The organism is Nitrobacter sp. 62-23 (genome assembly GCF_001897285.1).
Taxonomy (GTDB): domain Bacteria; phylum Pseudomonadota; class Alphaproteobacteria; order Rhizobiales; family Xanthobacteraceae; genus Nitrobacter.
Map to the genome: position 1 here is coordinate 1 of NZ_MKSM01000001.1, position 25,434 is coordinate 25,434.

Sequence of the window (25,434 nt, forward strand, 5' to 3'; positions counted from 1 at the left end):
CCACCCGGTGAGTTGCGATGCGAGGCGCACGTTCTGTCCGCGCCGCCCGATCGCCAGCGACAACTGGTTGTTGGTATCGGGGACCACGACCTCGATCCGCTCGCGGTCCTCGTCGATCACGACCTTCGCGACTTCCGCCGGTGCCAGCGCGTTGACGACGAAGGTCGCGATGTCCGGCGACCAGGGGATGATGTCGATCTTCTCGCCCTGCAACTCGTTGACGACGGCCTGGACGCGCGAACCGCGCATGCCGACGCAGGCGCCGACCGGGTCGACCGAGGAATCCCGCGAGATCACGCCGATCTTGGCGCGAGAACCCGGATCGCGCGCCACCGCCTTGATCTCGACGATGCCGTCGTAGATTTCCGGCACTTCCTGCGCGAACAGCTTTACCATGAACTGCGGATGGGTGCGCGACAGGAAGATCTGCGGACCGCGGGTTTCGCGCCGCACGTCGAAAATATAGGCGCGGACGCGGTCGCCATTGCGGAACACCTCGCGCGGCAGCATCTCGTCGCGCCGTATGACGGCCTCGCCGCGGCCGAGGTCGACGATCACGCTGCCGTATTCGACCCGCTTGACGATGCCGTTGACGATGTCGCCGATGCGGTCCTTGAATTCCTGATACTGCCGGTCGCGCTCGGCCTCGCGCACCTTTTGCACGATCACCTGCTTGGCGGACTGCGCGGAGATGCGGCCGTATTCCAGCGGCGGCAGCGTGTCGGCGATGGTGTCGCCGATCTGTGCGCCCGGGTTGGCCCTCTGGGCGTCCTTCAGCGAGATCTGGTTGGCGGCGTTCTCGACCTGATCGACCACCAGCATATGGCGGGTGAGCTGGAGCTGACCGGTCTTGGGGTGAATCTCAGCATGAACATCGGTCTCGCTGCCGTAGCGGGCGCGGGCCGCCTTGGCGATGGCGTCCTCCATCGCAGCGATCACGATGCCGCGGTCGATGGTCTTCTCCCGCGCCACCGCGTCCGCGATCTGAAGCAGTTCGAGCTTGTTGGCGCTGACAGCGGCCATGACTTATTCTCCTTCGATGGGATCGATATCGCCGCGCCGCAGTCGTTCTGCGGCCAGGCGATGTTGCTTGGTGTTTTTCGGCGGCGTCTTTGCGGGGACTTTCGCCTTTCCCCTGAGTTTCGATTTCGGCGCTTTGGGTTTCGCCGGATCGGTTTTTGCATGCGGGGGGGATGGAGGCAGAATACCGAGATTCCGCTTCATCTCGCGTTCCGCGATCTTGCCCCGCCGCATCGATTCGGCGATCAGTTCGTCCGTCAGAATCAGGCGGGCGTCGGCGATATCCTCCATGACCAGAAGGACTTCGCTATCGTCGTCATTCCGGACGTCGTCCCGATGCAGGCGCACCGCATTGTCCTCCACGCCCCGAAGGGTGCCGCGGAACCGCTTGCGGCCCTGATGGGCGACCGCCATCTCGATCTTTGCGAGGTGGCCGGTGTAGCGTTCGAAGTCGGACCGGCGCACCAGCGGCCGGTCGATGCCGGGGGAGGAGATTTCCAGCCGGTAGGCCCTGTCGATCGGATCGGCGATATCGAGCACCGGCGAAAGCGCCTTGGAGATTGCCTCGCAATCCTCGATCTGCATCGATCCGTCCGGCCGCTCGGCCATGATCTGCACGGTGCAGCCGGCCTCGCCCGACACCTTGATGCGGACCAGGCGGTATCCCATGCCTTGCAGGACCGGGGCGACCACTGACGAGACCCGCGCGGCGATGCCCGGCTCGACCACCAGACGCGGCTCGGCGAGCAGGTCGTGATCCGGGATCTGGGCAACGGGATCGGTCATATCCAGGGTCAAAGATTAAGTCCGGCGGTTACACGCCTGAAAGAACCCGCCGCGGCGCGTCAGGTCCGTTCAGGAAATAAAAAAGAGCGGGTCCGGAGGGCCCACTCTCGATACGCGATCGTATGAGAAAGTTTCCACAAACATAGCCGTTTTCGTACCCCTCGGCAAGGTCCGGGGAGACACGGGGGGCTGATTTTCATTCGGATCGCGTCAAGTCGTTCGACCTGGTGAGCCTTTACACAATGCGCCGGAGCGCCGCCGGCAGTTCGTCAAGAGCATGAATGGTCAGATCGGCTTGGGAGGCTTCGGGATACCGGGCATGAATATGCCCCCACGGCCCTCGGACGATGAAGACTGACAGCAAACCGGCCTTCTTTGCGGGCAGAACATCGTTGTCCAGTCGATCGCCGACATATGCGACCTCATTGGCAGTGAAGCCGGAGACGTCGACAATTTTTGCAAAGAAGTCGGGCGACGGCTTTTCGATCCCCCATCGCGCCGAGGATGCAATATGGTCTGCTGCGATACCGGATAGTCCCAGCGCCGCTTCGGTTTCCTCCGGCTGGTTACCCGCGATTCCAACGACGTATCCCGCGGCCTTCAGCCTGCGAAGGGCTGCCGTTGCATCGGGATAAAAGTCGCGAGGCTCGATAAAGTAACGGTTTCCCTGAGCTTGCCGGGCCGCTTCGGCCTGATGCAGGTCGAAGCCGGGCTTGAAGATATCGAAGACGCGCCTGTGATGCCGGCCTTCGGCGATGGTTTTCTCCAGCGCGGCGCTGAAGGCAAGGCGGGACACGCCAAGCCAATCCGCCCATGAAGACCACTGGCGGGTTTCGTCCACCAGCGTTTCTCCAACATCGAAGAAAATCGCCTTTATCGCCATTGTGCCAGATACTTTGTCGCAAACGATCAGCTTGTTCGCCTGAACCGCAGATACGTCGCGCGACGGCCTTCGCGCGTCGCTTTGCGGCCGTAGCGCGTCATGGTGTAGCCCGGCCACGGGTTGCGCCAGTCGTCGGCGCGTTCAGCAAGCCACAGGAAGTCCGGCGAGCGGGCGAAATGCGACAGCGTCCATGCGCAGTAATCGGCGATGTCGCTGACGAAGCGGAATTCGCCTCCCGGCCGAACCACGCGCGCCATCTCCGCGATGGTCGCGTCCTGAACGAAACGGCGTTTCCAATGCCGGCGCTTCGGCCACGGGTCGGGATGGATCAGATCGATCCGCGCCAGCGATGCGCGCGGCAGCCATGCCAGCAGGTCCGATGCGTCTCCGGCGAACAGGCGGATGTTGCCGATATCGTGCGCCTCGATCTGCGTGAGGATCTTGGCCATGCCGTTGACGTAGGGTTCGCAGCCGATGAAGCCGGTGCGCGGAAACGCCAGCGCCTCGGCGACGAGATGCTCGCCGCCGCCGAATCCGATCTCGATACGGACCTGCTCAATCGGCCGGTCGAACCGCGCGGCCGGGTCGAATGGTCCGCGCTCGCCGGCAGCGATATCGAGGCGCGGCAGCAGATCCGCGATCAGTTCGCTCTGGTGCGGGCGCAGCCTGTGTCCCTTGCGGCGGCCGAAGAACGAGCCTTGCCCGGAATCGCGGGCCGCGTTGCGTTGGAACGACGCGTCGTCGCCGGTTGTCGGCGGACGGTCGCGAGGATCGGGCGCGGGCGCCGTCATTACGACGTGGGGCGGAGACGGTGCTATGGTCACGTCCGCCTAGCGACGATCCGGCGGTTCGCGCGCCGCGATCTGTTCGACCATGTCGACAATGCTGCGGCGGAGCTTCGCGTCGGTGATCCGCGTGAACGCACGGGTCAGCGCGAGACCTTCGGACGTCGCGAGAAAATCGGAAACATAGGCAGGGGACGGCGCTTCGCTCAAACCCTCGACCCTGGCGACGCCCGTGCCCGGACTGCCCTCGAACAGGAACGAGACCGGGACCTGCAGGATTTCGGAGATCTGCTGGATGCGGCTTGCGCCGACGCGATTGGTGCCTTTCTCGTACTTCTGAATCTGCTGGAATGTCAGTCCCAACGCCTCGCCCAGTTTCTCCTGACTCATGCCGAGCATGATGCGGCGCATGCGCACACGGCTGCCGACATGCCTGTCAACAGGATTGGGCGCCTTGGTCGACATCTCGTAGGTCTCCTACAATAGCGATTCCCGGAAGATAGTTATTATCGCCAGATTTAACCCGATCGCGTGATAAAAATCCGCAGTCAATCCCGGCCGGTTCCATTCGTCGCATTATATCAGTCGTGCAAATTGTTACACAAATTATGTCGATCGTGGGGATGAGGTGCTGCGTCCCATGCGCCGTCGCCGTCAGGGTTTGCGACGCCGTCGAACCGCCAATGCGAGACCGAGGATCACCATGATCGCGGCGGGGACATCACCAGCGCGGGCGTAAGGCGGCGGCGGTATCGCGGCGGGCAGGCGGGAATCCAGCACGCCTTCGATGCCGAGATCGAGGCGTGCGACAATCCGTCCTACTGGATCCGTCACCACCGAAATACCGGTGTTCGCCGCCCGCACCAGGGGAAGCCCTTCCTCGATCGCCCGCAGCCGCGCCTGCTGAAGGTGCTGATAGGGGCCGGTGCTGATTCCGAACCAGCCGTCATTGGTGAGGTTGACGATCCAGCCGGGCCGGGCGCCGCGGGATTCGATGTCGCCCGGAAAGATCGCCTCATAGCAGATCAGCGGCAGCACGCTCGGCGCGTTCGGCAGGTCGATGGTTCGCCGCGCCGTCCCCGGAATGAAGCCGCCCTGGACCTTGGTGAGTTGAACGAAGCCGAGCTTTTCCATCAGGCCCTGGAACGGCAGGAATTCGCCGAACGGCACCAGATGGAGCTTGTCGTAAACCGACAGGATGCTGCCGTCGTCGTCGATGACGTAGATCGAATTGTAGGCCCGGGTGATGCGGACGCCCGGCGGCAGGTCCGGAGCGCGCACCGAGCCGGTGATCAGGATCGTGCCCTTCGGCAGGAGGTCGGCGATCTCGGCCATGGCGTCGGCCTCGCGGGCGAGAAAAAACGGAAACGCCGATTCCGGCCAGATCAGGATGGTGGCTCCGCTGACGCCGGCCGAATGCGGCCCCGTGGCGCGGTCGGAGAGCGTCAGATATTTGCGCATGACCGCCGCCTTGGCGGAATAGTTGAACCGCGCATCCTGCTCCAGATTGGGCTGCATGATGCGCAGCTTGACGTGGTCGACAAACTCGGTCGGATGACGCGACAGCCTGATCGCGCCGTAGACGCCCATGGCAACGAGCAGAGCGAGGGCGGCGATCGGGGCGATCCATGGTCTTTGACTTCGGTCTCGTCCGTCGATCAGCACGGCGGGGCTCGCAAAGATCGCGACGCTGAGGAAGGTCAGGCCCCACAATCCGACCAGCGACGCGGTTTGCGCCAGCGCCAAAGGCTCCGTCAGCGCGTAACCGAATGTGTTCCACGGAAATCCCGTCAGCGCATGTCCGCGCAGCCATTCGCTGATCGTGAGCGCCGCGGCGAGCGCGAGAATGCGCGAGGCGTCGCGGGTCCATATCCAGCGCGCCAGCGCGAAGCCGAGCGAGGTGAAAAGCGCGAGATAGGCCGGCAGGCCGAGGACGGCGAACGGCATCAGCCATGCGAAGGTCTGGGCGTCGACCAGAAAGGCGTTGCCGATCCAGTACAGTCCCGGAACGAAATAACCGAGGCCGAACAGCCACCCCGAGAGCGCCGCGGCCGGCACGCCATTGAGGCGACCGGCGCCGGCGCCGTCGATCAGCCAGGTCGCGAGCGGAAAGGTAACGAACAACACCGGCCAGGCGTTGAAGGGCTCCATCGCAAGCGAGGACACGGCGCCGGCGAGAAGCGCGATGACGGCGCGTTTCCAGCCCCACGCCAGAGTGACGGGAAGGCTGGCGGTGCGGATGCTGGCTGCAACGCTCACGGGGTTTCGCCTCCGTCGCCGGGCGGTGAGGGGGAGGCGGGATCGTCGCCCGGTGGTTGCGATGGCGCATCCGGCGCGGCCTCGCGCCGCCGCCCGTCGCGCGGCCGGACTGCGGGCCGTTCCTTGCGCAGCCCGATCCGCAGCCGCTTGACGCGGCGCGGGTCGGCGTCGAGCACTTCGATCTCGAACGGACCCGGTCCCGAAATGACCTCGCCCCGCACCGGCAGGCGGCCGACATGGGTGACGAGAAAGCCGCCAAGCGTATCGACGTCCTCGCCCGCTTCGCCGGTTTCGAAGGCGTCGCCGATCATGGCGCGGACGTCCTCGAGACTGGCGCGCGCATCGGCGATAAAGGAATTGTCGGCCTGCCGCACGATCGAGGGCGGCTCGTCGCCGTCGTGCTCGTCGTCGATTTCGCCGACGATCTGCTCGACGATGTCCTCGATCGACACCAGGCCGTCGGTGCCGCCATATTCGTCGACCACGAGCGCCAGATGGATGCGCGTCGCCTGCATCTGCGCCAGCAGGTCGATCGCCGGCATCGACGGCGGCACGTAGAGCAGCTTGCGGGTGATGTTGGCTTCGCTCAGCGGCAGCGCCAGATCGACGGCGCGCAGGTCGAGACCGGCCGGCGGCGTTTTTTTGCGTTTCGCCTTGGAGGGCAGCGCGGTGCGCGCCCGCACGGCCATGAACGCGAGCAGGTCGCGGATATGAACGATGCCTTCGGGATCGTCGAGGTTTTCGTCGTAGACGACAAGACGGGAATGCGCCGCGCTCTCGAACACGTGGATCAGTTCGCCGAGCGGGATATCACGCTTGACCGCGACGATATCGGCGCGATGAACCATGACATCGGCGATGCGACGTTCATGCAGGCCGAGGATATTGCGCAGCATGGTGCGCTCGACGGGGGTGAAACTGGTTTCGTCGGACGTCGAGGCGTCAAGCACCACCTGAAGATCGGCGCGGACCGATCCCGCTTTCCATCCGAACAGCGAGCGGATCGCCCGCATCAGCCAGCGTTCGGAAACCGGCCGCAGCACCTCGCCATTGTGCACCGTCACCGGCAGGTTGCGGTTGTCCTGCGGCGGCCTGCTGTCGCTGGGGTCTTCCTCGGGGGCCACTCAGGTCATCCGTTCTTGTAGGGATCGGGCATGCCGAGCCGCGCCAGAATTTCGCGCTCAAGGTTTTCCATCTCCCCGGCCTCTTCATCGGTTTCGTGGTCGTAACCGATCAGATGCAGAAAGCCATGGATCGCGAGATGGCTCAGGTGATGGTCGAAGACCTTGCCTTCGTCGTCGGCTTCGCGGCGGGTGGTCTCATAGGCGATCGCGATGTCGCCGAGCATGCGCGGCGGATCGCCGGGCAAAGACGGGCCGGTCGGCTGCAGCGCCGGGAACGACAGGACATTGGTCGGCTTGTCGATGCCGCGCCAGTTGGCATTGAGCGTGCGAATGCCGGCGTCGTCGGTCAGCATGATTGCGAGTTCGGCATCGCCGGTGTCCGCATCGACCATCCCGGCGGCGGCCTCGACGGCGCGTAGAATGATCGCTTCGGCATCCGGCACAGCGTGCCAGCATTCGGCGACGACCAGAATTTCGGCAGCAGGCGAAACGGAGAGGGTCATCGTATGTTTCTCGCCGGCGCCGGCCCGTCGTAGAGGCCGGTCGCCTTTTTCAGGCGTTTCCGGCGTCATGATTTTTTGGCTGCCGGCCGCTGCGGCAGCCCCTCATAGGCGGCGACGATTCGCGCCACCAGTTCATGGCGGATCACGTCATCGGCGGTGAATTTCACCTGCGCCACGCCCTCGACGCCGTCGAGCAGCCGCGTCGCCTCCGCCAGTCCCGAGGTCTGGCCGTTCGGCAGGTCGACCTGGGAAGGGTCGCCGGTGACGATCATGCGGCTGTTTTCGCCGAGCCGCGTCAGGAACATCTTCATCTGCATCGAGGTGGTGTTCTGCGCCTCATCCAGGATGATCGCGGCGTTGGTCAGGGTGCGGCCGCGCATGAAGGCGAGCGGCGCGATCTCGATCTCGCCGGATTGCAGCGCGCGTTCGACGATGCGGGAGTCCATCAGGTCATACAGCGCATCGTAGATCGGCCGCAGGTAGGGATCGACTTTTTCGCGCAGGTCCCCCGGCAGGAAGCCGAGCCGTTCGCCGGCCTCGACCGCCGGCCGCGTCAGGATGATGCGATCGACTTCCTTGCGCTCGAACAGTTGCGCAGCCTGCGCCACCGCAAGCCAGGTCTTGCCGGTGCCCGCGGGGCCGATGCCGAACACCAGTTCATGATGTTTCAGCGCGCGGATATAGGCATCCTGCGCGGCGGTGCGCGCCCGCACCGGACGCTTGCGCAGGTTGATGGCCTCAAATGTCGAACGCGGCGCCTTGGGGTCGTATTCGAACAGCGAACCCTGTGCGATCACCGCGCGGATCGCTCCCTCGACCTCGCCCTGCGTGAGATCATGGCCCTGTGCGGCCTGGGTATAGAGCGTTTCGAGCACGCGCCGTCCGGCGTCGCAGCCGTCGCGCGATCCGGCGATGGTGATGTGGTTGCCGCGGGAATCGACGACCACGCCGAGCCGCCGTTCGACCTGCGCCAGGTTCTGTCCGTAGGGTCCGACCATCGCCGAGACCGCGCGATTGTCGTCGAAATCGATGACGACTTGCGTTTCGGGCGGGGCTTGCATGTCGATTTTCTGACCGGGGGCGATTGAAGGCGAATCCGATGCGCTCTTGTCCGATGCGCTCTTGGGCAAGGGTTCAGGCTCCCAGGACGGCTTGAGGCGGCGCTATCAGCGCAGGTTCTCTCGCGTCGCCGGATGCCGAGGTCGAGCGCGGATCGGCAAGCGATCCGAGCAGGCTGTAGCGCTCGAGGCTGTCGATGGCGACGGGCAGCACCTTTCCGACAATATCGGCGGACGCCATGACATGCGCGGGCTGCAGATAGGCGGTGCGGCCAACGATCTGACCCGCCTTGCGCGCGGCGCGCTCGAACAGCACATCGACCGTCCTGCCGATCGCCGCCCTGTTGAAGGCGGATTGCTGGCTGTCGATCAGGCCCTGAAGCCGCTCCAGTCGTGCATCCATATCGGCCGTTGACACCGTCTCCTGCATCTCCGCCGCCGGCGTTCCCGGCCGTGGCGAATACTTGAACGAATAGGCGGCAGCGTATCCGATTTGGTCGACGAGCGCGAGGGTCGCGGCGAAATCTTCCTCGGCTTCGCCGGGAAAGCCGACGATGAAGTCCGACGAGAACGCGATATCCGGCCGGGCATGGCGCAGCCGGTCGATCACGCGGCGGTAATCGGCGGCGGTATGTTTGCGGTTCATGGCCGCGAGGATCCGGTCGGAGCCGGATTGCACCGGCAGATGCACGAACGGCATCAACGCGTCGAGATCGCGGTGCGCCTCGATCAGGGTCTCCTCGACATCGCGCGGATGGCTGGTGGAGTAGCGCAGGCGGACGATGCCCGGAATTGCGGCGAGGCGGTGCAGCAGCTTGCCGAACGGCCAGGGCCGTCCGTCGGGGCCGTCGCCGTGATAGGCGTTGACGTTCTGCCCGATCAGGGTGATCTCGCGCACGCCGTTGTCGGCGAGGCGCTGCACGTCCTCGACGACCTTCGCCACCGGCCGCGACACCTCCGCGCCGCGCGTATAGGGCACGACGCAGAAGGTGCAGAACTTGTCGCAGCCTTCCTGCACCGTCACGAAGGCCGAGACGCCGCGGGCGCGGATCGCCTGCGGCGACGGCTGCGGCAGGAAATTGAACTTGTCCTCGACCGGAAACTCGGTTTCGAGCGCGCGGCCGTCGGCCTTCGCGCGGGCCAGCAGTTGCGGCAGGTGATGATAGCTCTGTGGTCCCACCACCACATCGACGACGGGCGCGCGGCGGATGATCTCATGGCCTTCGGCCTGCGCGACGCAGCCGGCGACGACGACGCTCATGTCGCGGCCGGCGCTCGCCGCCTGGTCCTTGGCGGCGCGCAAGCGGCCGAGTTCGGAATAGATCTTCTCGGATGCCTTCTCGCGGATGTGGCAGGTGTTGAGGATAACGAGATCGGCTTCCTCGGCGCTGGCGGTCTCGACAAAGCCTTCGCCCGCCAGCGTGTCCACCATGCGCTGGGCATCGTAGACATTCATCTGGCAGCCATAGGACTTGATGTGCAGCTTGCGCGGCGGCGTCATGGAACCTGTTGTCGGTTATATCGCTCAGTTATAGGCTGGGTGGCGGAAAATCCAGTATGTCCATTGTCACGCCTGATGCGCAACCGCGCCTCTGCAAGGCTGAATCCGGAATCCCAGCCGGATCACATCCGGATTCCGGGTCTCTGGAGCCTTTCCGTATCTGACGGAATCAGAAGCGGGGCTCTATGATTTTGATTTGACGCGTTTTCTTTACGCGAACCGGTAGCCACATCGCTTGACAGCGCTCCAGGAGGCGTGTCCTGGAAACATGGTGGCTGACTGTCCCACCTGAATGACGGATCGCGGCGCCTGCCGCATGTCACCGGACGTGGAGTGGCGCTCAGGAATTGTCCTCGTCCATCGGGACGCAATAGAGTTCGAGGCGGTGGTCGACCAGCCTGTAGCCGAGCTTGCGGGCGATCTCGGCCTGCAGCTTTTCGATTTCGTCAGAGGTGAATTCGATCACCGTGCCGTCACGCAAATTGATGAGATGGTCGTGGTGACTGTCGCGCATCGTCTCGTAGCGCGCACGGCCCTCGCGGAAATCGTGTCGCTCGATGATGCCGGCGTCCTCGAACAGCTTGACGGTGCGATAGACCGTCGAAATCGAAATCTTGTCATCCACCGCGACGCAGCGGCGATAGAGTTCCTCGACGTCCGGATGATCGGAGGCTTCCGCCAGCACGCGCGCGATGACTCGGCGCTGTTCGGTCATGCGCATCCCGGTGGCGGCGCAACGCGCTTCGATCTTTGTGGGCTTCTGCGCAGAGGTCGGTTTCAGGGCCGTCATCGCGTGTCCGGTTCCGATGGCGCGTGGTCCGCCGGGGTGTGGGTCGGTCGCAGGCAAATATACGTCAAGATAGTGCAAGCGAATGACATTCGGGAGTGCGATCGGACGCAAAGCCGATTCCCTGCGATCACCGTCCTTTTGCCACCGTGCGCAGACTACGACAAGTCGCGGCGCATCACCAATGCATTCAGTTCCTTGCCGCCAGGCTCCCGATAATAGCGTTCGCGGCGCCCGGTGACGACGAAGCCCGCCCGTTCATAGAGACGCCGCGCCGGCTGATTATTTTCCTCGACTTCCAGAAACACCCTGCGGACGCCGCGCCCGGCGAGGTAGCCGAGATGCGTGAACAGCAGGTCGCGCGAGAATCGCTGCCCGCGATGGCCCGCGTCGATCGCGATCGAGAGAATCTCGGCCTCGTCCGCCGCGATGCGCGACACGGCGAAGCCGATCACGCTCGATCGCAACCGCAAACGCTGAACCAGCGTGTTGCGTTCCGCGATCATGACTTCGAATTCGCCCTCGCCCCATCCGCGGTGAAACGATGCACCGTGAATAGCCGCAAGGCGCGCGGCGTCGCGCGGGCTCGCGGCCTCGATCACCGGCGTCGCGCGCTCCCTGCTTCCGAACCAGGTCATGATGATGCCGCCGGCTTGGATGTCTTGTGCGGGAGAACGCCGGCGGGCTTGGCGTCGGGGGCGCGCAGGTAGGTGGGGCGCGGCGGCGCGGTATCCGGATCGACCGCCGCGGCGAGCCATGCCACCCAGGCGATGTCGGGCGCTGCCTGCGGATCGACCGCGACCGGCGGCGGGGCTTGCGCGGGCCAGCGGTCGGCGAGAAGCCGGGCGGCATTGCCGACCAGATGCGGCGCACCGAAACGCGATGCGGCGAGCGCCGTCTCGATCGGAGCGACCTGCGCCCGGACCAGCGTGGAGCCGTCGCCGCCGACAGCCTGGAAATAAACCTGGTCATGGCGGGCATCGATCGCGGCGATCACCGGCGAGGAGCGGTTCTCGCCGACAACCGGCGCGGCATAGGCCATCAGGGTCGTCACGCCGACCGCTGGTTTGCCGGCGGCAAGCGCAATGCCGCGCGCGGCCGACAGCCCCACGCGAAGGCCGGTGAAACTGCCGGGGCCGGTGGTCGCGGCGACGCGGTCGAGGGAGGAGAAGGCGATACCGGCGGAGTCGATGACGCGCGCGATGAGCGGCATCAGCGCTTCGGCATGCCCGCGCTTCATCGGCAGCGATTCATGGGCGACAAGCCGGTTTTCGTCGGTGTCCAGGACACAGGCGGCGCAGGCATCGAGTGCGGTGTCGATCGCAAGAACAAGCATCGGAAGCCAGACTATCGTTTCGAGCAGGTCCTCGGCTGATCCGAGGAGTTGTGCCGGTTCGCATGGAGAACGCGACTTTATCAGACCAACGGCGTCATAAAGCCGGCGTCACGTCTAGCACCGTTCTCGCCGCATGGTCTGCGGTTCCGGCAGCCTGCGCCATGTTAAAGACACCTGATTGCCATGATTATGTCCATTTTCGGGGCTGCGCCCTGGATCTGGCCTGCATTTAATCGGCATTTAACTAAAACTCGCCTTAATGACGCTCCGCAAGTCTGCGACAGGTTCTCCGGAACTTGGGGTCATCGATTCGACCAAATGCGTAGTCTTGTATCCGCACCTGCTGGCGGCATGGGGAATTTCATGCGCCGCTCGCAAAGACCGGGCGTTGAGTGATTCTGGACGTGGGGCGAATGACATACGTTACAGGCACGCGATATTACGATGCGGCGGATTATGCCGCCGCTCCGCCCCGCAAGGCCGTTCCTCAGAATATTGTTGGCGCCGCCGCGCTCGGCTGCATCGCGCTCGCCTGCGCCTGGACCCTCTACGCCAATGTTTCCGGCGGAGACGCGGAACTGGTCACGGCGTCGCTGCCGCCAGCCGCATCCATCCGCGCTATACCGGCCGATCGCATCGCTGCTGCGTATGAGGCGCTCCACGAGACGCCTGCGCCACGCGCCGCTCAGGCGGCTCCTGAAGTTCGTGCAACGGCCGATGCCCGCATTGAAGATCCCGCCGCCCGCTCCCGCACGGCCTGGCTCTACGGTCCGCGCTTTCTCGGCGGAGAGCCGGAAAGCTTCCGCCCGCAGGCCGCCCCGGTTCAGCCTCCGGTAGAGGTCGCCTCGCTTCCCGCAGAGGCGATGCCGGAGACGTTGCCGCTTCCGCCGGCGCCGCAGGTCGTCGCGGTGGTGCCGATGCCGGCGCCGCGTCCGGCCGAATTACGTCAGTTGCAGGTTTCCACTCCTTCCCGCAATGATGTGGCTCAGGCCAACACCGCCGCCGCACTGGAGCCGGAGGCCGAGCCGAAGAAGCCGTCGATCTTCGAGAAGCTGTTCGGCAAATCCCTCTCCGGCGGTCTGCAGCTCGCCTTCGCGGCGCCCGACGGCGGGGTGACGAGCGACGGCGAGAGCCTGACGCTCGGCCGCATTCCGCAGTACGATCAATATACTGCCGTCTACGATATTTCGGCGCGCACGGTCTACATGCCGAACGGCACCAAGCTCGAGGCGCATTCGGGGCTCGGCAAGATGCTGGACGATCCGCGTTCCGCCGACAGGAAAATGCGCGGCGTAACGCCGCCGCACACCTATGATCTGTCCTTGCGCGAACGACCGTTCCACGGCGTGGAGGCGATCCGGCTGAAGCCGGTCGGCGGCGAGGACAAGATATACGGGCGCAGCGGTCTGCTTGCGCATACCTACATGCTCGGCCCGAACGGCGACTCCAACGGCTGCGTGTCGTTCAAGAACTACAACGCCTTCCTGCGCGCCTATAAGGGCGGCCAGGTCAAGCGGCTGGTCGTCGTCGCCAAGCTCTGAAGCCGAAGGGCCGCCTGCTACACCGGCCGCACTTCGACCACTTCGGGAATGAAATGCTTCAGCAGGTTCTGGATGCCGTTCCGCAAGGTGACCGTCGATGACGGGCATCCCGAGCACGAGCCCTTCATGTTCACATAGACGATGCCATCCTTGAAGCCGCGGAAAGTGATGTCGCCGCCATCGTCGGCAACGCCCGGTCGCACCCGCGTCTCGATCAGGTCCTTGATCAAAGTCACGGTCTCGGCGTCTGCTTCATCGAAGAATTCAACGTCATTGTCGGTCTGGCCATTCCCGGCGGTGTCGCCGTCCGTCAACAGCGGCGCGCCAGACATATAGTGTTCCATGATCACGCCGAGGATGGCGGGCTTGAGATGCTGCCAGTCGCTGTCGTCCTTGGTCACCGTGATGAAGTCCGAGCCATAGAACACGCCGGTGACGCCGTGCACGGCGAACAGCTTCACGGCGAGCGGCGAGCGGTCGGCCGAGCTGGGGCCGGTAAATTCCATCGTGCCCTTGCCGAGTACGGTGCGGCCCGGAAGGAACTTCAAGGTGGCGGGATTGGGGGTAACTTCGGTCTGAATGAACATGGGTGTCTCCGTCGTCGCCGGTTCAAGGCCGGCGCGTAGGTTCCCTTAGCAGATAGCCATGACCAAAGCACGATCAAGAGCGCGGGCCGCCGGCCTGCCGGCCCCTGACGCCGATCTGGAGCATTTTCAGTCAGGTGGGTTATCGGTCAGCGCCAAGAAAATGCATCAAAACAATAAGCTGGAGTCTTTCACCGTATCCATGAAATGGTGAAAGGACTCTAGTGGAGTGAATTTGACATTCGCTACCCACTTTGCAGCGAACGTGTCAGGCGAATGTCAAATTCAAAACTCCACTAGAAACCTGATAGTTGCTAGTGGTCCTGTGATTCTAACATTTGCAAGAACTCCCTGCGGCAACGGGATGCAAATGTTAGAATTGGACCACTAGGACAGCGCATCGATCGCGTCGTCATCCAGGCTACCCGGCACGATCGTCACCGGAATCGGGAAGTTGCCCGCGGTTTTGGCCAGCGTCGTGATAATCGGACCCGGACCCTCGGGGCCGCCGCTGGCGGCCAGCACCAGCATCGAAATATCGAGATCCTTGTCGATGACGTCGAGAATCTGTTCGAGCGGGGAACCCTCGCGGATGACGCGTTCCGGCGTAATCGCGGCAATGCCGTTGGCCCGGCCAGAGGCGCGGTCGAGCGCTGCGTTCGCGCCTTCATAGGCTTCGGCGCGTATCACCTCCGCGACGCCAAGCCATTCCTGATTGCGGTCTTCGGGCTCGACCACCCGCAGCATCACGATGCCGCCCCCGACGCGAATGGCGCGCCGGCTGGCATAATAGACGGCGCGGTCCCATTCCGCGCTGTCGTCGACGACGACCAGATATTTCGGCTTGTGGCCGCTCTCGTAGCTTCGACGGTGTGCGCTCATGCATGTCCCGGTGCTGAACCAGCCCTCGCCATGCTGCCACGGCGTGCCCCGATCCGACAAGCAGCTTGCGGGAGCGTGATCAACAAGTGTGCAAAGCGGTGGAAGGCGATGCAGCGGAAAGCGTGTCGCGGTTTTCCGCCCGCATCCTGTTTTCTTAAAATACCTGATTCGATCAGGTTCATGATTTCGGATCGATTCGATCCATTCATCTTGATCTATAGCGTTTTCGAGCGAAGTGGGTACCGGTTCGCGGGAAGAAAACGCGTCAAAACAAAATCATGGAGCCTGATTCCATCAGAAGCGGGCTCTAGCGCTTGCGGATGAACCCGACGATATCCTTCACCGCGTTCATGGTTTCCGAGGCGATGGCGCGGGCGCGGTCGGCTCCCTCGATCAGAATCCGGTCGACATAGGCGGGATCGTCGGTGAGCCGCTTCATCTCGGCGGCGATCGGCGACAGCTTTGCGACCGCCAGGTCCACGAGGTTGGATTTGAAGCCGGAGAACTGCGCGCCGCTGAATTGCGCGAGCACCTGGGATTTTGGTGTGCCCGACAAGGCCGCATAGATGCCGACGAGGTTGTCGGCCTCGGGGCGGCTTTCCAGCGCCTTTTCCTCCGACGGCAGCGGCTCCGGGTCGGTCTTGGCCTTGCGGATCTTTTGCGCGATGGTGTCGGCATCGTCGGTGAGGTTGATGCGCGAATAATCCGAGGGGTCAGACTTCGACATCTTCTTGGTGCCGTCGCGCAGGCTCATCACGCGCGTCGCGGGTCCCGTGATCACAGGCTCGGGCAGCGGAAAGAACTTGTCCTCAAAGCCGTTGGCGGCGATCGATCCGGAAAAGTCATTGTTGAATTTCTGGGCGATGTCGCGGCTGAGTTCGAGGTGCTGTTTCTGGTCCTCTCCGACCGGAACGTGGGTGGCGCGATAGACCAGAATGTCCGACGCCATCAGCACCGGATAATCGTAAAGCCCGACCGACGCGTTCTCGCGGTCCTTGCCGGCCTTTTCCTTGAACTGGGTCATGCGGTTAAGCCAGCCGAGCCGCGCCACGCAGTTGAACACCCAGGTCAGTTCGGCATGTCCCGCCACTTGGCTCTGATTGAAGATGATGTGGCGCTTCGGATCGATGCCGGCCGCGATGAAGGCGGCGGTGACCTCGCGGGTGTTGCGGCGCAATTCCTCCGGTCCGCCCCAGACCGCGACGGGCACGGTGATGGCATGGAGGTCGACCACGCAATAGAGGCATTCGTGGTCGGCCTGCAATTTCACGAAATTGACGATGGCGCCGAGATAATTGCCCAGATGCAGATTGCCGGTCGGTTGCACGCCCGAAAAAACCCGTGTCATCGCTCTCTTCGCTTTCTCTTTCTGCCTGTTGCAACGCGGCCGGCGCCGCATGTCGTGCCACGCTTTAGAGCATTTTCGGGCCAAGTGAAATCCGGTTGGCGTGAAGAAAACGCGTCAAATCAAAATCATAGCGCCGCTCCTGATTCAATCGGAAGCGAAAATGATCTAGGGGCGCAAGTCGCCGGATCGCATCAAGGCGGTGCGCATGCTGCGCCAGTCGATCACCCGGAACGACAGCAGGCAGATGCCGTAGACGGCGATGCCGAAGGCGATCAGGATCGCGAGCCGCGCGGCCTGCAAGATCGTATGCGCGCCGGCCATGGTCGGCAGCAATTGGACGGCGAGCCACAAAGTGCCGCCCATCAGCAACGCGGCCAATACGATGCGCGGCAGGCGCCGTCGCGCTTCGGCGTCCATGGAAAATCCGAACGTCGCGGCGGTGCTCCGCGCGAGGCTCGCCGCATTGCTCCATGCGCCGAGCGCCACCGCGGCGGCGATTCCGCCGATCCCGAACATCCGTCCGAATATGACGGCGAGCACGATCGCCACGGCGATGCCCTTCAGCGTCGCCAGAAGTGGGATCATTGTGTTGCCGCGCGCAAAGAAAGCCGGAGACAGCGTCTTGAGCAGGACATAAGCCGGCAGGCCGAGGGCGAGGTTACCGAGCGCCAGCGCCGTGGCTTTGGTGTCGGCTGCAGTGAACGCGCCGTGCTCGAACAGAACCCGCACGATCGGCTCGCTGAGGACGACCAGACCGAGCGCCGCGGGCAGAGCGAGACCCGCCGCGAGCTCGAGCCCCCGCGACTCCGCGTTTGCCAGCGCGGCGGTGTCGTTCCTGGCGAGGGCACGACTCAATTCCGGCACCAGCACGGTGCCGACGGCGACGCCAACCATTCCCAGCGGCAGTTCGATCAGGCGGTTGGCGAAATAAAGCCACGCCACCGCCGATGGCGATGCCGACGCCACGATCGCGCCGGCCACGATCAGCAATTGCGGTCCCGAATTCGCGATCATGCCGGGGATGGCCTTGCGGGCGAAATCCCGCATTCTGCTATCGAAGGAGACGCGCAAGGGGCTTGCGAGATTGTCGCGGCGGAGCGGGGCCGCAAGGGCCGCGAGTTGCAGCAGGCCGGCCGCGCCCACGGTCGCCGCCATCACCGGCGCCGCCGAGTGCGAGTCCCGATGCGACAGCAGCATCGCCGCAGCAGCGAGGATCAGGGCGATGTTGAACGTCAGCGGCGCGAAGGCTGGAATCGCGAAGCGATGCCGGGCGTTCATCAGGCCGATCATGACGGCTGCGGGGCCGGCGAAGGCAAGGTAAGGCAGCATCAGCCGCGCGTTCGTCACGGCAAGCTGCAGGCTTTCGCTCCCGACGAAGCCCGGAGCCAGCACCATCATCAGAAGCGGCATCGCCGCGGCGGCGATCACGGTAAGCGCAATCAGGGCCGCGCTGACGGTGCCGAGCACTGCGCCGGCGAAGGCGGCCGCCGCGGCAGGGCCGCTGCCGTCGCGCAGGCGCATCCAGGCCGGCACCAGCGCCGCGTTCAGTGCGCCTTCGCCGAGCATCCGCCGGATCACGTTGATGAGTTGAAACGCCATCAGAAATGCATCGGCGACAGGGCCTGCGCCCAAGAGCGCTGCGGTCAGGGCATCGCGCGCGAATCCGAGCAGACGCGAGGCCAGCGTGCCCGAGGAGACGGTGAGGACGGAGCGGATCATGGCGATGTCGGCCTAGTGGAGTGGATTTGACATTCGCTACCCGGTTTGGAGCGACGCAAGAAGCGAATGTCAAATCCAAAGCTCCACCAGAAACCTTATATTTGCTAGTGGTCCTTTGATTCTAACATTTGCAAGAACACCTGCTGCAACGGGATACAGATGTTAGAATCGGACCACTAGGCCGTGCTTGATGGCATGGAAGCACCCGTGTTAGGTCGCGGACCTCCACTGGCTGAGGAGTCTGACCGGATTCCGCGCCTCCCCGCAATTGCCGCAACGGGATATTCTTAATGACTTCAGCGAAATACGACGTGCTCGGGATCGGCAATGCGATTTTCGATGTTCTGGTGCGGACCGACGAGGGCTTTCTCGCCGCCCACGGCATGGCCAAAGGCGGCATGGCGCTGATCGACGAGGCCCGCGCCGCCTCGATCTATGCCGACATGGGACCCGCCACCGAGATGTCGGGCGGCTCGGCTGCCAACACCATCGTCGGCATTGCCGGGCTCGGCGGGCGCGCCGCTTATGTCGGCAAGGTCAAGGACGATCAGATCGGTCGTCTGTATGCGCATGACATCCGTGCCGCGAATGTAGCCTTCGACACGCCGCCCGCCTCCGATGGCCCGGCCACCGGCTGTTCCTACATTCTGGTGACGCCGGACGGCGAGCGCACCATGAACACCTATCTCGGCGCGGCGCAGGATCTGTCGCCTGCGGATATCGATGCCGAGGCCGTCGCCGCTGCCTCGATCCTTTATCTTGAGGGCTATCTGTGGGACCCGAAGTCTGCCAAGGAGGCGTTCCTCAAGGCGTCGCAGATTGCACACGGAGCGAAGCGCCAGGTTGCGCTGACGCTGTCGGATGCGTTTTGCGTCGATCGCTACCGCGACGAGTTCCTGCATTTGATGCGCAGCCGCGCCGTCGACCTGATCTTCGCCAACGAGGTTGAGCTGCATTCGCTCTACCAGACCTCAAGCTTCGACACCGCGTTGGCGCAATTGCGCAAGGACGTCGCGCTCGGCGTTGTCACCCGCAGCGAGAAGGGCTGCGTGATTGCGACGACGGACGACGTCACCGCGGTTCCGGCATGCCCGATCGAGCGGCTTGTCGATGCCACCGGCGCCGGCGACCTGTTCGCGGCGGGATTCCTGTTCGGACTGGTGGGGGGCGCGAGCTACGAAAACGCCGGCCGGCTCGGCGCGCTCGCCGCGGCTGAGGTGATCCAGCACATCGGTGCGCGGCCGCAGGTCTCATTGAGGGAACTGGCGCAGGCGAACGGACTGACGGCGTGATGCGCGGGATCATTCCGGCAACGGAATGAACTCGTGCTCGTTCGGGACGGCAGCGAAACGGCCGGTTTTCCAGTCCTCCTTGGCCTGCTCGATGCGCTCCTTGCTGGAGGAGACGAAATTCCACCAGATGTGCCGCGGTCCCTCCAGCGCGTCGCCGCCGAGGAACATCATCCGTGCGGGCCTTGTCGCCCGCACCGTAATGCGGTCGCCGGGACAGAAAACCAGCAGTCGGGGAGCTTCGTGGCGGTCGCCCGCGATTTCGACCTCGCCCTCGACGAGATAGATCGCGCGCTCCTCGTGGTCCGCATCCAGCGGCGCGCTCATGCCGGCGTCCAAGCTGACCTCGACGTAGAACCACGGCGACACCATCTCGACCGGCGAAGTTGCGCCGAACGACCGGCCGGCGATGATGCGGGCGCGCAATCCCTTGTCCTGTACGGTCGGCAGGCTGCCGGCGCCGTAGTGCTGGAATGAGGGCGCGATTTCCTCCTTGCCCTCCGGCAGCGCGATCCAGCTTTGCAGGCCGAGCATCAACTGGCCGTTCGCGCGCTGCGCATCGGGGGTGCGTTCGGAATGGGCGATGCCGCGCCCCGCGGTCATCAGGTTCATCGCGCCGGGCTGGATTTCCTGGATGTTGCCCTCGCTGTCGCGGTGCATGATGCTGCCGTCGAACAGGTAAGTGACGGTGGCGAGCCCGATATGCGGATGCGGCCGCACGTCCATGCCCTTGCCGGAGACGAACTGCACCGGTCCGAAATGATCGAAGAAGATGAAGGGGCCGACCATCTGCCGCTTGCCGTGCGGCAACGCCCGGCGCACGGCGAATCCGTCGCCGAGATCGCGGGTGCGCGGTACGATGACGAGTTCGAGCGCGTCGCAGGAGCGGGGGTCGCCGAGGACGGGATCGTTGGAGGGAAGCCAGCTCATGTCGCCTCCGTCAGGCATGAACGATTGAAGCCTGATCATCATTATATCATGCGCGGCGGCGGCGCTGACAACCATCGCTACCCGGATGGCCGCAGGTTACGGCTTCACGAATCATGGAACGGGATTCGTTCGCCACCTATCCGCCGCTCGACACGCTCAAGAGCGTGGCTGACGATGTCTGGATCGTCGACGGCCCGACGATTCGCTTCGGGCCGCCGTTGCTGAAGATGCCGTTTTCAACCGGCATGACGATCATGGCCGCTGGTACGATAGCCGCGCTGCGGACGAGCTGTGCCGTGCGTTCCGCTGGCTATTGGAATAGAGCGGTTTTCGAGCGCAAACCGGTTTCCACTTTCCGGGATCATGCTCCGGGCGCGAGCCCGCCCCGTGCGCAAAGAACCGTCTCCGGTTTTTTTAAAGAAATTCAATCGAAGAAGCCGAACGGGTTCCAGGCGCTGTTGCGGGCGTAGCGCGGAGGCGCTCGCTCGATGTCCTCGGCGATCCTTGCCTTGCTGCGGACGTGGGCGACGTGCTTGCGCGGCGGCGCGGTCTTGTCCGCCACTTTCGGGGATTCCGCGGCCGTTCCCTTGGGCATTTCCGCCCGCGCTTCGTAGACGTGATCGGCCGGCAGGTAGCGGAGCTGGCGTTCCCACTGCAATCGATCGGGGGTGGGCGCAAGCGTGGCGACGTCCGGATAGACGATGGGGTGGGGATTCTGCTTCGAGCGCTCGAAGCGTTCCTCGGAGCGGCGCCAGTCGTCGATCGAACTGAGAACCGCCGTTTCTGTCCCGGAATCCGCCGCGGTCGGATTGGAGGAATCCTTGGAGGACAAGTCTTTAGAGGAGGACAAGTCTTTAGAGGACAGGTCCCTGGAGGATGAGTCTTTTGGGTCGGAGGTCACGGATTGCAGGCCTGTCCCCTGCAAGCCCGCGGATGTCGCGTCCGCAGTCGCGACCGCCGTCGGATGCACGCCGGAAGCAGTGTCACCGGGCCAGATCCAGTCGGCGGCTAAAAGCAAGCCGAGAAGACAGCAGCCCATGACAAGAAAATAACGGAAAACCGGCATCACGACACCAACGCTTACGCGAACAAATAAAACACGGCTTATGGGAGTAAGTTCCCCGAACGGGGCTCAGGTTCAAGGCAATATCAGGAATATGGTTCACGTGTCCGAATTTGAAATGTCCTGCCGCCGGTTACCACGAATATGTGACCGCGGGGCGCGCGGAAAACCGCGCTGTTGCGGAATGACGCGCGACCAGCTTTAACGTCGAAGCGGCTGGTTAACCCGACCCAACCCTGTGCGGTGCATGATCTCATTGCTGAAACGCACGGCAACGCGGCTGTGGTCGCGAAAGGTGGAAATGGGCCTTGGCGTCCGGGTCACGGCCGCCGCCTTCACCGCGCTGGCGCTCGCGATTACGCTGCACCTGCGGCTGCCGCTGTGGGCCGTGCTGACGGCCATCATCGTGACCCAGATGAGCGTCGGCCGCTCGCTGAAGGTGACGCGCGAGTATCTCATCGGCACCATCGGCGGGGCGATCTACGGCGGCGCGATCGCCATTCTGATCCCGCATCACGGCGAAAGCGCGTTGCTGGCGGTGCTGGTGCTGGCGGTTGCGCCACTGGCCTTCCTGGCCGCGATCAATCCGAGCCTGAACGTCGCGACCGTGACCGCGATCATCGTGCTGCTGCTGCCGACGATGGGGCAGATGTCGCCGCTCGAATCCGCCATCGACCGCATATTGGAGGTGACGGTCGGGGCCGTCACCGGGCTGCTGGTGTCGTTCCTGGTGCTGCCGTCGCGCGCCTACGGCCAGATTCGCGTCAATGCTGCGCGCGTGCTCAACCTCCTTGCCGACGCCGTGCAGGAATTGCTCGCGGGCCTCACGCGCGGTCGCGACAATGACGCGCTTCATGCGCTTCAGGATGGAATCGGTCATGCCATCAGCGAGTTGAACGCGATCGGCACCGAGGCTGAACGCGAGCGCGCGGCCTGGTTGTCCCATGGGCCGGACACCGGGCCGCTATTGCGAACCGTGTTGCGATTGCGGCACGATGTCGTGATGATCGGGCGCGCCACGGTGACGCCGTTGCCGGCCAATCTCCAGTCGCGGCTCATGCTGCCGATCGCGCAGCTCAGCGAGGCCATAAGCAATTATCTGAAGGCCTCAGCCGAGGCGTTACGGCAAGGTGCGGCGGTGCCGGCGATCGGGCCGGTGCAGACGGCGCTTCTGGCCTATGCCGAGGAAATTGCCGCGATGCGCCGCGAAGGACTGACGCGCGGACTGCCGGGCGATATGACCGAACGTTTTTTCGCGCTGGGCTTTTCGTTGGAGCAGATGCGGCAAAATCTCGTGGATCTCGAACGCTGTATATCCGAATGGGTCGGCGGGCCGGACCCGTCAGCCAGCAAAGACGCCGCCGGGACGTCATAGAGCCTTTCCGCCTCTGATGGAATCCCGCTTCTGACGGAATCAGAAGCGGAAAGGCTCTATATTTTTGATTTGATGCGTTTTCTTGACGCGAACCGGTAGCGACTTCGCTTGAAAACGCGCGGGCTTTCCGGTTTTCCAGCTACGGACCACCGGATATGCGGGACGTGGTTGCGCGCGGTGCCGGCTCACACATCCACGTTGGCGCTGAGCGAGTTGTCCTGGATGAACTCACGGCGCGGTTCCACCACGTCGCCCATCAGCTTGGTGAAGATGTCGTCGGCCTCGTCGACTTCCTTGATCTTCACCTGCAGCAGCGACCGCTCGTTGGTGTCGAGCGTGGTCTCCCAGAGCTGGTCGGGGTTCATCTCGCCGAGACCTTTGTAGCGTTGCAGCGCCACGCCTTTGCGCCCCGAATCGGTCACCGCCTCGAACAGGCCGACCGGACCGTGAATCGCGGTCTCCGTATCCTTGCGGCGCAGAAGGCCGGGCCGCGGATAGGCCTCCTGCAGTTTCGCCGCGTATTCGTCGAGCTTGCGCGCATCGGCCGAGCCGAGCAGCGCATCGTCGATCATGGCGACGTCCTTGACGCCTCGCACGGTGCGTTCGAAGAAAAAACCTTCGCCTTCGGCGAAGCGTCCGCTCCAGCCGCGCTCGACCTCGTCGGCCAGCGCATCCAGCCGCTTGGCGATGTAGTCGGCGGCGGCGGTTGCGGTGGCAGGATCGCCGGTCACCTTCGGGTTGAGCACGCCGGCGATCGCGGCCTGTTCGATGACCGCGCGGTTGTAGCGGCTGTGCAGATTGTGCAGCACGTTGCGGATAATGCGGGCATCCTCGACAAGCGCCTGCAGGTCGCGGCCGCTGCGGTCCTCGCCGGTTGCGAGCTTGAACACGCAGTCGTCGAGCCCGGTCTCGATCAGGTAATCTTCCAGCGCGCGTTCGTCCTTCAGGTATTGCTCGGACTTGCCGCGCGTGACCTTGTAGAGGGGAGGCTGCGCGATATAGAGGTGACCGGCCTCGATCAGCGCCGGCATCTGGCGGAAGAAGAATGTCAGCAGCAGCGTGCGGATATGAGCGCCGTCGACGTCGGCGTCGGTCATCACGATGATCTTGTGATAGCGCAGCTTCGACAGGTCGAAGTCGTCGCGGCCGATGCCGGTGCCGAGCGCCGTGATCAGCGTGCCGATCTGCTCGGACGACAGCATCTTGTCGAAACGCGCGCGCTCGACGTTGAGGATCTTGCCGCGCAACGGCAGCACGGCCTGGAATTCACGGTTGCGGCCCTGCTTGGCGCTGCCGCCGGCGGAATCGCCCTCGACGATGAACAATTCCGACTTGGCCGGATCGCGCTCCTGGCAGTCGGCTAGCTTGCCCGGAAGCGAAGCGATGTCGAGCGCGCCCTTGCGCCGCGTCAGTTCGCGCGCTTTTCGCGCGGCTTCGCGGGCTGCGGCGGCTTCCACCACCTTGCCGACGATGATCCTGGCTTCGGTCGGGTGTTCCTCGAACCACGCCGCCAACGCCTCGTTGATGACGTTCTCGACCACGGGGCGGACTTCGGAGGAGACCAGCTTGTCCTTGGTTTGCGACGAGAATTTCGGGTCCGGCACCTTTACCGACAGCACGGCGGTCAGGCCTTCCCGGCAATCGTCGCCGGTCAGCGCGATTCTCTCCTTCTTGGCCATGGCGTCGGCATAGCCGTTGACCTGCCGCGTCAGCGCGCCGCGAAAGCCCGCGAGATGGGTGCCGCCGTCGCGCTGCGGAATGTTGTTGGTGAAGCACAGCACGTTTTCATGATAGCTGTCGTTCCACCACAGCGCGGCTTCGACGCCGATGCCGTTCATGTCGGCGCGCACAATGATCGGCGCCGGCACCACGGCCTTTTTGTTGCGATCGAGGAACTTGACGAATTCTTCGACGCCGCCGTCGTAGCGCATCTCCTCACGCTTCTCCACGGCGCCGCGCCTGTCGGCCAGAAGGATATTGACGCCGGAATTGAGGAAGGCAAGTTCGCGCAGCCGATGCTCCAGCGTCGCGAAATCGTATTCGACGTTCTTGAAGGTTTCCGTCGAGGCGAGGAACGTGACCTCGGTGCCGCGCTTGCCGGCGGCGTCGCCGACCACTTTCAGCGGCGCGACGGAGTCGCCGTGCGCGAATTCGACGTAATGCTCCTTGCCGTCGCGCCAGATGCGCAGCGCGAGCTTGCTCGACAGCGCGTTGACGACGGAGACGCCGACGCCGTGCAGACCGCCGGAGACCTTGTAGGAATTCTGGTCGAACTTTCCGCCGGCGTGGAGCTGGGTCATGATGACCTCGGCCGCGGAAATGCCTTCGCCCTTGTGGATGCCGACGGGGATGCCGCGGCCATTGTCGCGCACAGTGACAGAATTGTCAGCGTTGAGAATCACCTCCACCACCGTGGCGTGTCCCGCCAGCGCTTCGTCGATGGCGTTGTCGACGACTTCATAGACCATGTGGTGCAGGCCCGAGCCGTCATCGGTGTCGCCGATATACATGCCGGGGCGCTTGCGCACGGCGTCGAGGCCCTTGAGAACCCGGATCGATTCCGCGCCGTATTCGACGGGCGCGACAGGCTGGGTGTCGGCAAGTTGCTGCCGGGCAGGTTCGTTCATGAAAGGCCTTCAGAAGATGTCCCGAATCAGCCGC

General features: G+C 64.1%; 24 protein-coding genes and 1 pseudogene. 5 read left to right on the plus strand and 20 right to left on the minus strand.

Annotated elements, in window-relative coordinates; all coding sequences use genetic code 11:
* The 13 genes from nusA to tsaB all read right to left on the minus strand — a co-directional run.
* Positions 1-1,023: transcription termination factor NusA (nusA, locus tag BGO16_RS00005; protein ID WP_292615950.1), on the minus strand; the 1,023-nt coding region annotated here is incomplete at its 3' end.
* A 3-nt stretch (positions 1,024-1,026) separates the two neighbouring features.
* Positions 1,027-1,806 carry a ribosome maturation factor RimP gene (rimP, locus tag BGO16_RS00010; protein WP_292616014.1) on the minus strand — a complete coding sequence of 260 codons (780 nt, stop codon included), beginning with the start codon at positions 1,804-1,806 and terminating at the stop codon, positions 1,027-1,029.
* A 235-nt stretch (positions 1,807-2,041) separates the two neighbouring features.
* Complete coding sequence (locus tag BGO16_RS00015; RefSeq protein WP_292615952.1) at positions 2,042-2,689, minus strand: HAD family hydrolase; 648 nt, start codon at positions 2,687-2,689, stop codon at positions 2,042-2,044.
* Positions 2,690-2,715: 26 nt separating this feature from the next.
* On the minus strand, positions 2,716-3,480 hold the full coding sequence (locus BGO16_RS00020; protein WP_292616016.1) for a tRNA (guanine(46)-N(7))-methyltransferase TrmB: 765 nt from the start codon (positions 3,478-3,480) through the stop codon (positions 2,716-2,718).
* A gap of 39 nt (positions 3,481-3,519) precedes the next feature.
* Complete coding sequence (locus tag BGO16_RS00025) at positions 3,520-3,939, minus strand: helix-turn-helix domain-containing protein (protein WP_292615954.1); 420 nt, start codon at positions 3,937-3,939, stop codon at positions 3,520-3,522.
* A 189-nt stretch (positions 3,940-4,128) separates the two neighbouring features.
* Positions 4,129-5,733: an apolipoprotein N-acyltransferase gene (gene lnt, locus BGO16_RS00030; protein WP_292615957.1), complete on the minus strand. Its 1,605-nt coding sequence runs from the start codon at positions 5,731-5,733 to the stop codon at positions 4,129-4,131.
* Positions 5,730-6,857, minus strand: coding sequence for a hemolysin family protein (locus tag BGO16_RS00035; protein ID WP_292615959.1), 1,128 nt, complete (start codon positions 6,855-6,857; stop codon positions 5,730-5,732). The genes lnt and BGO16_RS00035 overlap by 4 nt, the downstream gene beginning before the upstream one ends.
* A 5-nt stretch (positions 6,858-6,862) precedes the next feature.
* Positions 6,863-7,360 carry an rRNA maturation RNase YbeY gene (gene ybeY, locus BGO16_RS00040; RefSeq protein WP_292615961.1) on the minus strand — a complete coding sequence of 166 codons (498 nt, stop codon included), beginning with the start codon at positions 7,358-7,360 and terminating at the stop codon, positions 6,863-6,865.
* 65 nt (positions 7,361-7,425) lie between these two features.
* The gene (locus BGO16_RS00045) at positions 7,426-8,421 is read right to left on the minus strand and encodes a PhoH family protein (RefSeq protein WP_292615963.1); all 996 of its coding nucleotides are present in this window, start codon (positions 8,419-8,421) and stop codon (positions 7,426-7,428) included.
* Between the two features lie 73 nt (positions 8,422-8,494).
* Positions 8,495-9,919, minus strand: coding sequence for a tRNA (N6-isopentenyl adenosine(37)-C2)-methylthiotransferase MiaB (gene miaB / locus BGO16_RS00050; RefSeq protein WP_292615965.1), 1,425 nt, complete (start codon positions 9,917-9,919; stop codon positions 8,495-8,497).
* 340 nt (positions 9,920-10,259) lie between these two features.
* Positions 10,260-10,709: a Fur family transcriptional regulator gene (locus BGO16_RS00055; RefSeq protein ID WP_292615967.1), complete on the minus strand. Its 450-nt coding sequence runs from the start codon at positions 10,707-10,709 to the stop codon at positions 10,260-10,262.
* 155 nt (positions 10,710-10,864) lie between these two features.
* Positions 10,865-11,344 carry a GNAT family N-acetyltransferase gene (locus tag BGO16_RS00060; protein WP_292615969.1) on the minus strand — a complete coding sequence of 160 codons (480 nt, stop codon included), beginning with the start codon at positions 11,342-11,344 and terminating at the stop codon, positions 10,865-10,867.
* Entirely contained in the window at positions 11,341-12,042 is a 702-nt protein-coding gene (tsaB, locus tag BGO16_RS00065) for a tRNA (adenosine(37)-N6)-threonylcarbamoyltransferase complex dimerization subunit type 1 TsaB (protein WP_292615971.1), read from the minus strand. The genes BGO16_RS00060 and tsaB overlap by 4 nt, the downstream gene beginning before the upstream one ends.
* Positions 12,043-12,455: 413 nt before the next feature.
* On the opposite strand from tsaB, the gene BGO16_RS00070 reads away from it, so the two are divergent.
* The gene (locus BGO16_RS00070) at positions 12,456-13,583 is read left to right on the plus strand and encodes a tlde1 domain-containing protein (protein ID WP_292615974.1); all 1,128 of its coding nucleotides are present in this window, start codon (positions 12,456-12,458) and stop codon (positions 13,581-13,583) included.
* Positions 13,584-13,600: 17 nt separating this feature from the next.
* Here BGO16_RS00070 and BGO16_RS00075 read toward each other — a convergent pair whose 3' ends face one another.
* Positions 13,601-14,170, minus strand: coding sequence for a NifU family protein (locus BGO16_RS00075; protein ID WP_292615976.1), 570 nt, complete (start codon positions 14,168-14,170; stop codon positions 13,601-13,603).
* Positions 14,171-14,228: 58 nt separating this feature from the next.
* On the opposite strand from BGO16_RS00075, the gene BGO16_RS00080 reads away from it, so the two are divergent.
* Positions 14,229-14,381 (plus strand): hypothetical protein, encoded by a 153-nt coding sequence (locus BGO16_RS00080; protein WP_292615978.1) that lies wholly within the window; start codon positions 14,229-14,231, stop codon positions 14,379-14,381.
* A 173-nt stretch (positions 14,382-14,554) separates the two neighbouring features.
* Here BGO16_RS00080 and BGO16_RS00085 read toward each other — a convergent pair whose 3' ends face one another.
* The 3 genes from BGO16_RS00085 to murJ all read right to left on the minus strand — a co-directional run bounded on the left by BGO16_RS00085 (position 14,555) and on the right by murJ (position 18,116).
* Entirely contained in the window at positions 14,555-15,049 is a 495-nt protein-coding gene (locus BGO16_RS00085) for a universal stress protein (protein ID WP_292615980.1), read from the minus strand.
* A gap of 307 nt (positions 15,050-15,356) precedes the next feature.
* A complete protein-coding gene (trpS, locus tag BGO16_RS00090) occupies positions 15,357-16,397 on the minus strand; it encodes a tryptophan--tRNA ligase (protein WP_292615982.1) in 1,041 nt (346 codons plus the stop codon).
* Positions 16,398-16,562: 165 nt separating this feature from the next.
* On the minus strand, positions 16,563-18,116 hold the full coding sequence (gene murJ / locus BGO16_RS00095; protein ID WP_292615984.1) for a murein biosynthesis integral membrane protein MurJ: 1,554 nt from the start codon (positions 18,114-18,116) through the stop codon (positions 16,563-16,565).
* Positions 18,117-18,406: 290 nt separating this feature from the next.
* Between murJ and BGO16_RS00100 the strand changes: the two genes are divergently transcribed.
* A complete protein-coding gene (locus tag BGO16_RS00100; protein WP_292615986.1) occupies positions 18,407-19,408 on the plus strand; it encodes an adenosine kinase in 1,002 nt (333 codons plus the stop codon).
* Between the two features lie 9 nt (positions 19,409-19,417).
* Here BGO16_RS00100 and BGO16_RS00105 read toward each other — a convergent pair whose 3' ends face one another.
* Entirely contained in the window at positions 19,418-20,335 is a 918-nt protein-coding gene (locus BGO16_RS00105) for a pirin family protein (protein WP_292615987.1), read from the minus strand.
* A gap of 113 nt (positions 20,336-20,448) precedes the next feature.
* On the opposite strand from BGO16_RS00105, the pseudogene BGO16_RS00110 reads away from it, so the two are divergent.
* Positions 20,449-20,589, plus strand: a pseudogene (locus tag BGO16_RS00110) (DUF4336 domain-containing protein); the annotation flags it as partial.
* 170 nt (positions 20,590-20,759) lie between these two features.
* Here the strand turns inward: BGO16_RS00110 and BGO16_RS00115 are convergent.
* The gene (locus BGO16_RS00115) at positions 20,760-21,401 is read right to left on the minus strand and encodes a hypothetical protein (RefSeq protein WP_292615989.1); all 642 of its coding nucleotides are present in this window, start codon (positions 21,399-21,401) and stop codon (positions 20,760-20,762) included.
* A gap of 244 nt (positions 21,402-21,645) precedes the next feature.
* On the opposite strand from BGO16_RS00115, the gene BGO16_RS00120 reads away from it, so the two are divergent.
* Positions 21,646-22,773, plus strand: a complete 1,128-nt coding sequence (locus BGO16_RS00120) for an FUSC family protein (RefSeq protein WP_292615990.1) — start codon at positions 21,646-21,648, stop codon at positions 22,771-22,773.
* Positions 22,774-22,958: 185 nt separating this feature from the next.
* On the opposite strand, the gene gyrB is transcribed toward BGO16_RS00120, so the two are convergent.
* Positions 22,959-25,400 (minus strand): DNA topoisomerase (ATP-hydrolyzing) subunit B, encoded by a 2,442-nt coding sequence (gene gyrB, locus BGO16_RS00125; protein WP_292615993.1) that lies wholly within the window; start codon positions 25,398-25,400, stop codon positions 22,959-22,961.
* Positions 25,401-25,434 lie beyond the last annotated feature (34 nt).